The following is a 12,962-nucleotide window of genomic DNA, read 5'->3' as shown; positions in this document are numbered from 1 at the left end:
GGACCTCATGCAGACTGCCGAAATCCACAGGCGCTGGCTTGCGTTCTTCGCCGAGCGCGGCCACACCGTCGTCCCCTCCGCCTCGCTCGTCAGCGATGACCCGTCGCTGCTCTTCACGGTCGCCGGCATGGTGCCGTTCGTTCCGTATCTCACGGGGCTGGTTCCCGCACCGTACCCGCGGGCCACGAGCGTGCAGAAGTGCATCAGGACCAACGACATCGACGAGGTCGGCAAGACTCCGAGGCACGGCACGTTCTTTCAGATGTGCGGCAACTTCTCGTTCGGCGACTACTTCAAGGAAGCGGCCATCACGTTCGCGTGGCAACTGCTGACCTCAAGCGAGGATGCCGGTGGGCTCGGCTTCGATCCGAAGGATCTCTGGGTCACGGTGTACCGCGACGACGACGAGGCGCGCGAGATCTGGCGCCGCGTCTCGTCACTGCCCGACGAGCGCATCCAGGGCCTCGGGATGGATACCAACTACTGGTCGACCGGGCAACCGGGACCTGCCGGCCCGTGCTCCGAGATCTTCTTCGACCGTGGTCCGGCCTACGGCCGCGACGGTGGACCGGCGACCGACGACGACCGCTACGTCGAGATCTGGAACCTCGTCTTCATGCAGTACCTGCGTGGCGAGGGCAACGGCAAGGACGACTTCGAGATTCTCGGCGACCTGCCCAAGCGCAACATCGACACCGGCATGGGCCTCGAGCGTGTCGCCTTCCTGAAGCAGGGCGTCGAGAACATGTACGAGATCGACCAGGTGCGGCCGGTCCTCGACCGGGCGGCGGCCCTGGCGGGCAAGACGTACGGGGCGGTGCACGAAGACGACGTGCGACTGCGCGTGGTCGCCGACCATGTGCGCAGCGCTCTCATGCTCATGGTCGACGGGGTCACCCCGTCGAACGAGGGTCGTGGCTACATCCTGCGCCGCCTACTTCGTCGCACGGTGCGCAGCATGCGCCTGCTCGGGGTAGCCGGTGCGACGTTCCCGGAACTCTTCACCCTCTCGCGGGATGCCATGAGTACGGCCTACCCCGATGTCGCGGCGGAGTTCGACCGCGTCTCCCGCCTGGCATACGCCGAGGAGGAGTCGTTCCTGCGCACCCTCGCCGGAGGAACAGACATCCTCGACCTCGCGGTGGAGAAGACGCGCTCTGCGGGCGGCACGAGGCTCGGCGGCGACACCGCGTTCCTGCTGCATGACACGTACGGCTTCCCGATCGACCTGACGCTCGAAATGGCCGAGGAGGCCGGGCTCTCGGTCGACCGCGGGGCCTTCGACACGCTCATGGCCGAGCAGCGCGCCCGCGCCAAGGCCGACGCGAAGGCGAAGAAGACGGCGCTGGCCGACCTCTCCGTCTACAGCGCGTTCCGCTCCCTCGGCGAGACGAACTTCACGGGATACACCGAGCTGCAAACCGAGTCTCGCGTGCTCGGCATCATCGTCGACGGCCAGTCCGTGCGCTCCGCCTCGGTGGGGGACGTGGCCGAGGTGATCCTGGCCGACACCGCCCTCTATGCGGAATCCGGTGGGCAGGACGCAGACGCGGGCCGCATCGTCGGCCCCTCGTACGAGCTCGACGTTCTCGACGTGCAGAAGCCCATCAAGGGTCTCATCAGCCACACGGTGCGGGTCACAAACGGCGAGGTCAGCGTCGATGCCCCCGCCACGAGCGTCGTCGACGCGGCCTACCGTCGCGGCGCCCGCCAGGCGCATTCCGGAACCCACCTCATCCACGCCGCCCTGCGCCAGGTTCTCGGCCCGCAGGCGCACCAGTCCGGTTCGTACAACAAGGCGGGCTACCTCAGGCTCGACTTCTCGTGGAACCACGCGCTCTCGAGCGACACGCGCGGCGAGATCGAGGAGATCGCGAACAACGCCATCCGCGACAATCTCGAGGTGGTCACGCGCGAGCTTCCGATCGCCGAGGCGAAGTCGATGGGCGCGATGGCGCTGTTCGGCGAGAAGTACGGAGACACCGTGCGCATGGTCGACATCGGCGGCCCATGGTCGCGGGAGCTGTGCGCGGGCACGCACGTCTCGACGAGTTCGGAGGTCGGCATCATCAACCTCATCAGCGAGTCGTCCGTCGGCTCGACGAACCGGCGCGTCGAGTCGCTCGTGGGCGTCGACGCCTTCCGCGACCTCGCCACCGAGCGCACCATCGTCTCCCAGCTGACCGGAACCCTGAAGACCCCCCGGGAGCAGCTGCCGCAGCGCGTGGCCGACCTCATGGCAAGCCTCAAGGCCGCAGAGAAGAAGATCGCGGCGTTCGAGGCGCGGGCCGTGCTCGATCGTGTTCCCGAGCTGGTGGCCAAGGCGGAGCGCCGCGGCAGCGTCACGTTCGTCGCCGCAGACGCAGGCACGCTCTCGAGCGCCGATGAGCTGCGCATGCTCGTGACGAGCGTGCGCGAGCGCCTCAGCTCCGACGCGGCCGTTGTCGCCCTCGCGGCGCGCGTATCGGACCGGCCCGTCGTGATCGTCGCCACCAACGATGCCGCGCGTCAGGCGGGCTCGCGCGCCGGCGCGCTCGTCAGGCTTGCCGCGGCGCGCCTCGGCGGAGGCGGCGGCGGCAAGGACGACCTGGCGCAGGGTGGCGGAACCGACGTCAACGCCATCGGCACGGCCCTGGCTGCCGTCGCCGAGGCCGTCGGCGGGTAGCGAGAGCAGGCGAATGCGGAACGGGACGCGGCTCGGCATCGATGTGGGCACGGTGCGCATCGGCGTCAGCCGCAGCGACCCTCAGGGCATGCTCGCTCTGCCCATCGAGACGGTGCGCCGGGCCGATGACGACAGCGATGTGACGCGCATCCTCGCCCTCGTCGAGGAGTACGAGGCCGCCGAGATCGTGGTGGGGCATCCGCTCGCGCTGTCGGGGCGCAGCACGGCGTCGACCGCGGATGCGGTGGCGTTCGCGCACCGGCTGGCCGCGGCATCCGCTGTGCCCGTCCGTCTCGTTGACGAGCGGCTCTCGACGGTGTCGGCGAGCACCGCCCTGTACGCGGGCGGAAAGCGCGCCAAGGCACAGCGCCAGGTGGTGGACCAGGCGGCCGCCACGGTAATTTTGCAGCACGCGCTCGACTCGGAGCGTTCCTCGGGCAACCCGCCGGGCACGCCCGTGACACCGAACATTGGATTGTGATCGTGCCGGAGAAACCAGGATCCGACATGCCCTCGCCAGGCGACGCGAGCGAGCGCCCCCTCACGCGACGCGAGGCACGCGAGGCCGAGCGCAAGAGTCTGGAGGGTGCGGAGACCGCGGACGCGCGGCCGGCAAGCGAGCAGCCGCCCGGCGTGGTCCCCGCGGACTGGTTCGCCAGGCGCGACGACGAGCCCACCAGCGTTCCGGGCGAGGCAGACGACCCTCAGGCGCCCGCCGGTCCCAGCCTTGAATGGCGGCAGCAGCAATACCCGTCTCGCGAGCGGCAGAAGCGACGGCGCAGCCTCAAGGGCCTGTGGGTCACGCTCATCGTGATCGCGATCCTCGGCGGCCTCGTCGGCGGCGCGTACGCGATCTTCCAGCCGCAGGTGAGCCGACTGTTCGCCACCATGGAGCCGAACGACTACAAGGGCTCCGGCTCCGGCCAGGTGCTTGTGACGATCAAGAGCGGCGACATCGGCGCCGACGTCGCCTCGACGCTGCACAAGGCCGGCGTGACGAAGAGCTACGAGGCGTTCTATTCGCTGCTCGTGAAGACCCAGCCCTCACCCGTGTTCCAGCCGGGCGCGTACAAGCTGGCGAAGAAGATGAGCGCCAAAGCGGCCCTCGCCGCGCTCGAGGACCCGGCGAACAAGGTGGAGATGACGGCGGTCATTCCCGAGGGCACGGCCGAGAAGGACGTGCTCGGCATCCTGGCGACAGCGACCAAGCTTCCTCGCGCCGACCTGCAGAAGGCGGCGGACGACGTGGCCGCGTACGGTGTGCCGCCCGAGGCGAAGACGCTCGAGGGCTTCCTGTTCCCCGCCACGTATCGCTTCAGTCCGGGCGTGACGGCGCCCGAGGTCATCAAGACGCTCGTCGACCGCATGTTCCAGGCGCTCGATGCGGCGGGCGTCGCCCCGGCGGACCGCTGGAACATCGTGGTCATGGCCTCCCTTGTGCAGCGCGAGGCCGGCCTCGCCGCCGACTATCCGAAGGTCGCACGGGTCTTCTACAACCGGCTCGACCAGGGCTGGAAGCTGCAGTCCGATGCCACCGTGGCGTACGGCACCGGACACACCGATCGGGTGACGACGACGAACGCCGAGCGTGCTGACGCATCCAACCCGTACAACACGTACCAGCACGCGGGCCTGCCGCCCGGCCCCATTTCGAATCCGGGCGATGTGGCCATCAACGCCGCGCTGCACCCCGCGGATGGCCCGTGGATGTTCTTCGTGACGTGGAACCTCGAGACCGGCGAGACGATCTTCTCCACGACGAACGCCGAGCACGAGGCTGCGGTCAAGAAGTGGCAGCAGTGGATGAGGGACCACCCCAACTATGGCTGATATCGCTGAACAGGCGTCCGAAGGCCCGCAGAGCGCGTCCGGCCAGCGGCGCCTGGCGGTGCTCGGTTCTCCCATCGCGCATTCGCAGTCCCCGGCGCTGCACGACGCCGCCTACGCCAGACTCGGTCTCGACATGAGGTATGAGACCGCAGATGTGCGCGAGGAGCAGCTCGCGTCGTTTATCGACTCATGCGGCCCCGAGTGGCGCGGCCTGTCGCTGACCATGCCGCTGAAGAAGGCCGTGATGCCGCTGCTCGAGCACGCCGATCAGGTCGCCACCGTCACGGGCACCGCGAACACCCTGCTCTTCGACGAGGCCCCAGGCGACGCGGATGCCGGGGCCGCGGGGCCCGCGGCCCCGGTCTCGGGGCGCGTGCTTCGCGGATTCAACACCGACGTCGCCGGCATCGTGCGCGCGCTGGCCGCCGCCGACGTCGGCGCCGCCCGGTACGTGCACATTCTCGGCGGCGGAGCCACCGCGGCATCCGCCGTCATGGCCGCCGCGGAGCTCGGCGCCGAGCAGGTCATGCTCTCGGTGCGCTCGCTCGAGCGGGCCGTCTGGCTGGAGCCCCTGGCGCATTCCCTCGGAATGGGTGTGGCGATCCGCCCCATCGGCATCGCCGACCGCACCCTGGCGGTTCCCGATGTCGTGATCAGCACGCTGCCGGGCGGCACGCGCACCGGAGCGCTCTTCACCGCCTCGACGAGACGGCACGCCCTGCTGCTCGACGTGGCGTACGACCCATGGCCGAGCGAGCTCGCTCTCGCATGGGCAGAGGTCGGCGGCCGCGTGCTCTCGGGTCTCGCCATGTTGACGCACCAGGCCCTTCTTCAGGTGCGCGTCTTCGTGAACGGCGATCCGCTCGCCCCGCTGCCAGACGAGGATGCCGTGCTCGCCGACATGCTGGCGGCGGTCGGCCTCACCCCTCACGCCGGCTGAGGACGCCGCGCAAGGCACACGCGTCGGCCGCGGCGCACGGCCTATGCCAGAATCGAAACATGCTTCGTTGGCTCACGGCCGGGGAATCCCACGGTCCCGAACTCATCGCCGTCCTCGAGGGGCTGCCGGCAGGCACGCCCGTCTCCCTCGACGGGATCAGGGCGGATCTCGCCCGCCGCAAGCTCGGTTACGGGCGCGGCGCCAGAATGAAGTTCGAGCAGGACGAGCTCACCCTCTCCGGCGGGGTGCGGCACGGGCTCAGCCTAGGCAGCCCCATCGCGATCCGCATCGGCAACACCGAGTGGCCTAAGTGGGTCGACGTCATGAGCCCGGAGCCGCTCGAGCCCGACCATAAGCTCGGCGCCCGCGGTGCGCCACTCACCCGCCCGCGTCCCGGTCATGCCGACCTTGTCGGCATGCAGAAGTACGGTTTCGACGAGGCCAGGCCGGTACTCGAGCGGGCGAGCGCACGCGAGACCGCGGCGCGGGTGGCGCTCGGCGCGCTCGCCCGCGGGTTCCTCGCGCAGCTCGGCATCCGTCTCGTCAGCCACACCCTCGCTATCGGCACGGTGCGCGTGCCGGAAGGCAGGTCGCTGCCTGCGCCGGAGGACGTGGAGATGCTCGACGCCGATCCGCTGCGCTGCTTCGACCCTGAGACCTCACAGCGGATGGTTGCCGAGGTCGACGAGGCGCACAAGGACGGCGACACGCTCGGCGGCGTCGTCGAGGTGCTCGCCTACGGCCTGCCGCCGGGCCTCGGTTCCTACGTGCACTGGGATCGCCGGCTCGACTCGCAGCTGGCCGCTGCACTCATGGGCATTCAGGCGATCAAGGGCGTGGAGGTCGGCGACGGCTTCCTCACCACCACGCGGCGCGGATCCGAGGCGCACGACGAGCTCTTCGAGATCGACGGCGAGATCGTGCGCACCAGCGACAAGGCGGGCGGAACCGAGGGCGGCATGTCCACGGGCACGGTGCTGCGCGTTCGCGCCGGCATGAAGCCCATCGCCACAGTGCCGCATGCCCTGCACACGATCGACGTGGCCACGGGCGAAGAGGCGGCCGCGCACCATCAGCGCTCGGATGTCTGCGCGGTGCCGGCCTCCGGCGTCGTCGCCGAGGCGATGGTGGCGCTCGTCATCGCGAACTCCGTCGTCGAGAAGTTCGGGGGAGACTCGGTAGGCGAGACGCGGCGCAACATGACCTCGTACCTCGAGAACATGCCGGAGTCGCTGCGCACGGCCCGCTCGTCTGCCTCCGCGCCCGCGTGAGCATCGTTCTCATCGGCCCGCCCGCCGCCGGAAAGTCGCGCATCGGCAAGCGCCTCGCCGCGCGCCTCGGCCTGCCGTTCGTCGACACCGACAAGCGCATCGTCGCCGCGCACGGTCCCATCCACGAGATCTTCCTCGCGCACGGCGAACCGCACTTCCGCGCGCTCGAGCGCGCTGTCGTGAGTAAGGCACTCGGCAGCACCGGCGTCGTCTCGCTCGGCGGCGGAGCGGTGCTCGACCGCGATACCCAGCATGACCTCGCCGCGCCGACCGTCATCCTGCTGACCGTCACCGCGGATGCTGCAGCCTCACGCATCGGCGGCGGCAAACGCCCGCTCGTGACCGACCTCGACGCGTGGCGGCGCCTGGTCGAGACTCGCGACCCGATCTACCGCCGGCTCGCAGATCACACTGTCGACACCTCCGACCGGCCGCTCGACGACATCGCGCGCGAACTCGCAGACTGGGTGAAGGAGAACTCATGACCGACGCAGGCTCGACCACCACATTCACGGTGAACGGGGCGAATCCGTATCCCATCGAGATCGGGCGTGGGCTTCGCCTGGATCTCGCGCGCCACCTCGGGCAGGGGATCGCGAAGGTGCTCATCGTGCACCCGCCGACGCTCGCCGCCGCGGCCGCCGAGTTACGCGAGTCGCTGGCGGGCGACATGCAGGTGCTGCTCGCCGAGGTGCCGGACGCCGAGGCGGGCAAGCGTGTCGAGGTGGCCGCCTTCTGCTGGCAGATCATGGGCCAGGCCGACTTCACCAGGAGCGACGCCGTCATCGGGTTCGGCGGCGGCGCCGTCACGGATCTCGCAGGCTTCGTCGCGGCGACCTGGCTGCGCGGCGTGCGGCTCGTGCAGGTGCCGACGACGCTGCTCGGCATGGTCGACGCGGCCATCGGCGGCAAGACGGGCATCAACACCAATGAGGGCAAGAACCTCGTCGGCTCCTTCTATGCACCGGCAGCGGTGGTCATCGACCTCGACACACTCACGCCGCTCGGTCGCAACGACCTGCTCGCCGGCTTCGGCGAGGTGGTGAAGTACGGTTTCATCGCCGAGCCCGAGATCCTCGACATCATCGAGGCCGACCTCGAGGCGGCCACCGACCCGACGACCGGCGAGTTCCGCCGTCTCGTCGAGCTCTCGGTCGCCATCAAGGCCCGCGTCGTGGGGGAGGACTTCACCGAGCAGGGGTTGCGCGAGATCCTCAACTACGGGCACACCCTCGGCCACGCTATTGAGCATGCGGAGCGCTACCAGTGGCGCCACGGCGCAGCCGTATCCATTGGCATGATGTACGCCGCTGAGCTCGCGAGGCTCAGCGGGCGGCTCTCCGACGCCGTCGTCGACCGGCACCGCAGCATCCTCACCTCGCTCACCCTGCCGACCACATACCCGGCCGGCCGCTGGGAGACGCTGCTCGCCACCATGCACCGCGACAAGAAGGCGCGCGGCAGCATGCTGCGTTTCATCGTGCTCGATGACATCGCCAGGCCGACCGTGCTGGCGGCGCCGGAGCCGTCACTGCTCTTCGCGGCGTACCAGGAGATCGGCGCGTAGCCCGCTTCCGCTGCGCGAAGTGGCGGCCGGTCTCGTTCCATCGCCGGCTGGCACCATTGGGCGATCGGGCGTTCGACAACTAGAATCGCTTGCGGTGCGTTCCGCCCATCGTCCTCGCTGACGCGGCGTCGATGCGCACGGAAGCCACGGCCTCGAACGGCTTCGCGCCGGCGAGCAAAGAATCTCATTCTCTTCGAACGGATACCCCACGCATGGCATCAACCGCAGACATCCGCAACGGCGCCGTCCTGTCGATCGACGGGCAGCTCTGGACCGTGATCGAGTTCCAGCACGTCAAGCCGGGCAAGGGTGGCGCGTTCGTGCGCACGAAGCTCAAGAACGTGGTGAGCGGCAAGACCGTCGACCGCACGTACAACGCCGGTGCCAAGCTCGAGTTCGAGAACGTGGATCGCCGCGACTTCCAGTACCTGTACCGCGACGGTGACAGCTTCGTCTTCATGGACACCACGGACTACGACCAGCTGCAGGTGCCCGAGGCGGTCGTGGGCGACGCCGCCAACTTCATGCTCGAGAACCAGCCGGTGACCGTCGCCCTCAACAACGGCAACCCGCTGTACGTCGAGCTGCCGGCATCCGTCGTCCTGGAGATCACGTACACCGAACCCGGCCTGCAGGGCGACCGTTCGACCGGCGGTACCAAGCCCGCCACCGTCGAGACCGGCTACGAGATCCAGGTTCCGCTGTTCCTCGAGACCGGCACGAAGGTCAAGGTCGACACCCGCACGGGCGACTACCTCGGCCGCGTCAACGACTGAGCGGTTCCCTTCGACTTCATGAGCGCACGCAGCAAGGCCCGCAAGAGGGCCCTCGATATTCTCTACTCCGCCGATGTGCGGCAGATCACGCTCGCCGATGCACTCGCACGCGAGGCCGAGCGCGCGGCCCTCGAGCCGGCGCGCGAGGGGTCGTGGGTGTACGCCAGGCAGATCGTCGACGGGGTGATCGAGAGGTCCGAGGAGATCGACGAGCTCATCGCGACGTACGCCCAGGGCTGGAGTCTCGCGCGCATGCCTGCCGTCGACCGCGCGATCCTGCGCATCGGCGTCTGGGAGGCCCTGTTCAACGACGAGGTGCCAGAAGGCGTCGCGATCTCCGAGGCCGTAGACGCCGCGAAGGAGCTGTCGACCGACGAGTCCGCTGGCTTCGTCAACGGCCTGCTCGCCCGCATTGCGCAGACGCAGAGCGGGCGCGCGTAGAGCCGCGCAAAGATCGGAGCGCGGCCGCTGCTATGCTTGCCGCATAAAGACATCCTTTAACGACCGTCCTGTGAGACGGGGAAGGAGGTCGGTTTGACGGCGCGCATTGTGCTGCAACAGGCTGACATCACCCGGGCGCTGACCCGGATCGCCCACGAGATCCTCGAGTCCAATCGGGGCGCGGCGGATCTCGTTCTTCTCGGCATTCCGACGCGCGGCGTTCATCTGGCCAGGCGCATCGCCACCAGCCTCGCACGAATCGACCCCGGCATCAGCGCCGAGGCTATCGTGGGCTCGCTCGACGTCACCATGTACCGCGACGACCTTTCCCGCAGTCGCACCCGGACCCCGGGCCCTACCAGTGTGCCGGGATCCATTGACGGCAAGACCGTGGTGCTCGTCGACGACGTGCTGTTCTCCGGCCGCACCGTGCGCGCCGCCCTCGATGCGCTCAACGACATCGGCAGGCCCCGCGCCGTGCGCCTCGCCGTGCTCGTCGACCGCGGCCACCGTGAGCTCCCGATCCGCGCGGACTTCGTGGGCAAGAACCTGCCAAGCGCCACGCACGAGCGCATCAACGTGCACGTGGCCGAGTTCGACGGCGACGAGTTCGTGAGCATCGACTCCGCCGGCGAGGCACAGGAGCAGTTCTCATGAGGCACCTGCTCACCACGGTCGGCCTCACCCACGACGACGCCGTGCGCATTCTCGACGTCGCCGAGGACATGGCGGGTGTGGCCGAGCGCGAGATCAAGAAGCTTCCGGCGCTGCGCGGCAAGACCGTCGTGAACCTCTTCTTCGAGGATTCGACACGCACCCGCATTTCGTTCGAGGCGGCGGCGAAGCGGCTCTCCGCCGACGTCATCAACTTCAGCGCGAAGGGCTCGAGCCTCTCCAAGGGCGAGAGCCTGAAGGACACGGCGCAGACGCTGTCGGCGATGGGCGCGGATGCCGTCGTCATCCGCCACCCGTCGTCAGGCGCCCCACACACGCTCGCGACGAGCGGCTGGATCGACGCCGGCATCGTCAACGCGGGCGACGGCATGCACCAGCATCCGACCCAGGCACTGCTCGACGCCTTCACGATCCGAAAGCGCCTGCACGGCGCCGCGTCGCGCGGGCGCGCTCTCGAGGGCGTTCGTGTGCTGATCGTCGGCGACGTCGTACACTCGCGCGTCGCGCGCTCCAACGCGTGGCTGCTGACGACGCTCGGTGCCGAAGTGGAGCTCGTCGCGCCGCCGACTCTGCTGCCGGTCGACACGCACACCTGGCCTGTGACGGTGAGCTACGACCTCGACGCTGCCCTGGCGGGCGCACCGGACGTCGTCATGATGCTCCGCATCCAGGCCGAACGCATGCACGCCTCGTTCTTCCCGAACAGTCGCGAGTACGCGCGCATCTGGGGTCTCGACGAAGAACGACTCGCGCGTCTGCGCCCCGGTAGCATGGTGATGCACCCCGGGCCCATGAATCGCGGCCTCGAGATCTCTGCTGCCGCGGCGGATTCCGCGCAGTCGACGGTGCGCGAGCAGGTAGCCAACGGCGTCAGCGTGCGGATGGCCACGCTGTATCTCCTGCTGTCCGGTGAGCGGGAGGATGCCTGAACATGAGTGACGAGACGTACATCGTGCGCGGCGCCACACTCGCCGACGGAACCCGCACCGACCTCCGCGTTGCAGGCGGGCGCGTCGCTGAACTCGGCCGCGGCCTCAGCGACGCGGGCGCATCCGTGATCGACGCCGACGGCCTGATCGCGCTGCCCGGGCTCGTCGATCTGCACACGCACCTGCGAGAGCCCGGCTTCGAGCAGAGCGAGACGGTGCTCAGCGGAACCCGCGCGGCTGCGGCCGGCGGCTTCACGGCCGTGTTCGCCATGGCAAACACCTCGCCGGTCGCCGACACCGCCGGCGTCGTCGAGCAGGTTGCCTCGCTCGGCGAACGAGCCGGCTACGCCACCGTGCAGCCCATCGGCGCGGTGACGGTAGGGCTCGAGGGCACCCGGCTCGCCGAGCTCGGCGCAATGGCAGCCTCTCGCGCGGCGGTGCGCGTCTTCTCCGACGACGGCAAGTGCGTCTGGGACCCTCAGCTCATGCGCCGCGCGCTCGAGTACGTCAAGGCGTTCGGCGGCGTCATTGCACAGCACGCGCAGGAGCCGCGGCTGACCGAGGGCGCCCAGATGAACGAGGGTGCGCTCTCCGGTGAGCTGGGGCTGGCCGGCTGGCCGGCGGTCGCCGAGGAGTCGATCATCGCGCGTGATGTGCTGCTCGCCGAGCACGTGGGCAGCCGCCTGCACGTGTGTCACGTGTCGACGGCCGGCAGCGTCGACGTGATCCGCTGGGCGAAGGCCAGGGGCATCACGGTCACGGCCGAGGTGACGCCGCACCACCTTCTGCTCACCGAGCAGAACGCCGCGGGCTACGACGCGCGCTACAAGGTGAACCCGCCGCTGCGCCGCGAGGAGGACGTGCTCGCCCTGCGCGAGGGGCTCGCCGACGGCACCATCGACATCGTCGCCACCGACCACGCGCCGCACCCCGTCGAGTCGAAGGACTGCGAATGGGATGCCGCGGCGTTCGGCATGGTCGGCCTCGAGACGGCGCTCTCGGTTGTGCACGCGGCCGTCGTCGCGAACGACATGCTGTCGTGGGCGGATGTCGCCAGGGTGCTCTCGTCGACGCCGGCACGCATCGGCGGCCTCGCCGGGCACGGACGGGCCATCGAGCAGGGCGCGCCCGCCGAGTTCACGCTCTACGACCCGAGCGCCTCCCGCGTGCTCGGCGCAGAAGACCTCGTCGGCAAGTCCACCAACTCGCCCTACCTCGCACGCACGCTGCCCGGCCGGGTGCTCTGGACCTTCCACGGCGGCAGGCCGACGCTCGCCTCGGCACGAATCGTTGAGCAGGCCGAGCTCGGCCGTAAGCCGGCACAGGAGGCAACCCATGGATAAGCTGCTGCCCACCATTGTGATCGCGATCGTCTTCGTCGGAATCATCACACTCATGGTGCTCAGCTGGCGTCGCCGCGTTCGACGCGACGCGGCTCTGCGCCCCGAGCCCGTGGCCGAAGCGGCGCGCGGCGCACTGCTCGAAGACGCCGACGTACTCTACGTGGCGACCACGGCACACGAGGAGCCGCTGGAGCGCCTCGCGGTCGCCGGCCTCGGGTTCCGTGGCCGAGCGCATCTCGCGGTGCACGAGGGCGGCGTGAGCCTGCGCGTCACGGGCGAGCAGGAGGTGTTCGTGCGCGCCGACGCCATTGTCGAGTGCGACGCCGCCTCCTGGACCATCGACCGCGCGGTCGAGAAGGATGGCCTCATCGTGATCGGCTGGCGCATTCCGCGCGGCGACGACGACGTGAGTGTGGACACCTACCTGCGGGTCGTCGATCTCGACGCCCGCGCACGCCTCATCGAGGCGATCGCATCGATCTCCGGCGCCACGAGCGCCGGCACACAGGAGAAGTGAGGGAAGGC

General features: G+C 69.4%; 13 protein-coding genes. All 13 read left to right on the top strand.

Going from position 1 to position 12,962, the window contains the following annotated elements; genetic code table 11:
• Positions 1-7 precede the first annotated feature (7 nt).
• The 13 genes from alaS to OSC27_RS05300 all read left to right on the top strand — a co-directional run bounded on the left by alaS (position 8) and on the right by OSC27_RS05300 (position 12,954).
• The gene (gene alaS / locus OSC27_RS05360; RefSeq protein WP_267180356.1) at positions 8-2,665 is read left to right on the top strand and encodes an alanine--tRNA ligase; all 2,658 of its coding nucleotides are present in this window, start codon (positions 8-10) and stop codon (positions 2,663-2,665) included.
• Between the two features lie 13 nt (positions 2,666-2,678).
• Positions 2,679-3,146, top strand: a complete 468-nt coding sequence (gene ruvX / locus OSC27_RS05355) for a Holliday junction resolvase RuvX (protein WP_267180355.1) — start codon at positions 2,679-2,681, stop codon at positions 3,144-3,146.
• 26 nt (positions 3,147-3,172) lie between these two features.
• Positions 3,173-4,495: an endolytic transglycosylase MltG gene (mltG, locus tag OSC27_RS05350; protein ID WP_267180354.1), complete on the top strand. Its 1,323-nt coding sequence runs from the start codon at positions 3,173-3,175 to the stop codon at positions 4,493-4,495.
• Positions 4,488-5,435, top strand: coding sequence for a shikimate dehydrogenase family protein (locus tag OSC27_RS05345; RefSeq protein ID WP_267180353.1), 948 nt, complete (start codon positions 4,488-4,490; stop codon positions 5,433-5,435). The genes mltG and OSC27_RS05345 overlap by 8 nt, the downstream gene beginning before the upstream one ends.
• 59 nt (positions 5,436-5,494) lie before the next feature.
• Positions 5,495-6,706, top strand: a complete 1,212-nt coding sequence (gene aroC, locus OSC27_RS05340; RefSeq protein WP_267180352.1) for a chorismate synthase — start codon at positions 5,495-5,497, stop codon at positions 6,704-6,706.
• A complete protein-coding gene (locus OSC27_RS05335) occupies positions 6,703-7,191 on the top strand; it encodes a shikimate kinase (protein WP_267180351.1) in 489 nt (162 codons plus the stop codon). The genes aroC and OSC27_RS05335 overlap by 4 nt, the downstream gene beginning before the upstream one ends.
• Complete coding sequence (aroB, locus tag OSC27_RS05330; RefSeq protein ID WP_267180350.1) at positions 7,188-8,273, top strand: 3-dehydroquinate synthase; 1,086 nt, start codon at positions 7,188-7,190, stop codon at positions 8,271-8,273. The genes OSC27_RS05335 and aroB overlap by 4 nt, the downstream gene beginning before the upstream one ends.
• A gap of 212 nt (positions 8,274-8,485) precedes the next feature.
• A complete protein-coding gene (gene efp, locus OSC27_RS05325; protein WP_267180349.1) occupies positions 8,486-9,049 on the top strand; it encodes an elongation factor P in 564 nt (187 codons plus the stop codon).
• 18 nt (positions 9,050-9,067) lie between these two features.
• The gene (nusB, locus tag OSC27_RS05320; RefSeq protein ID WP_267180348.1) at positions 9,068-9,490 is read left to right on the top strand and encodes a transcription antitermination factor NusB; all 423 of its coding nucleotides are present in this window, start codon (positions 9,068-9,070) and stop codon (positions 9,488-9,490) included.
• A gap of 93 nt (positions 9,491-9,583) precedes the next feature.
• On the top strand, positions 9,584-10,147 hold the full coding sequence (gene pyrR, locus OSC27_RS05315) for a bifunctional pyr operon transcriptional regulator/uracil phosphoribosyltransferase PyrR (protein WP_267180347.1): 564 nt from the start codon (positions 9,584-9,586) through the stop codon (positions 10,145-10,147).
• Positions 10,144-11,094 carry an aspartate carbamoyltransferase catalytic subunit gene (locus OSC27_RS05310; RefSeq protein ID WP_267180346.1) on the top strand — a complete coding sequence of 317 codons (951 nt, stop codon included), beginning with the start codon at positions 10,144-10,146 and terminating at the stop codon, positions 11,092-11,094. The genes pyrR and OSC27_RS05310 overlap by 4 nt, the downstream gene beginning before the upstream one ends.
• A gap of 2 nt (positions 11,095-11,096) precedes the next feature.
• Positions 11,097-12,437, top strand: coding sequence for a dihydroorotase (locus OSC27_RS05305; protein ID WP_267180345.1), 1,341 nt, complete (start codon positions 11,097-11,099; stop codon positions 12,435-12,437).
• Positions 12,430-12,954, top strand: a complete 525-nt coding sequence (locus tag OSC27_RS05300; RefSeq protein ID WP_267180344.1) for a hypothetical protein — start codon at positions 12,430-12,432, stop codon at positions 12,952-12,954. The genes OSC27_RS05305 and OSC27_RS05300 overlap by 8 nt, the downstream gene beginning before the upstream one ends.
• Positions 12,955-12,962 lie beyond the last annotated feature (8 nt).

The sequence above is a fragment of the Microbacterium sp. STN6 genome (assembly GCF_026410545.1).
Taxonomy (GTDB): Bacteria; Actinomycetota; Actinomycetes; order Actinomycetales; family Microbacteriaceae; genus Root112D2.
The sequence above is the reverse complement of the archived record's forward strand: the minus strand, read 5'-3'. Positions and strand labels throughout refer to the sequence as shown.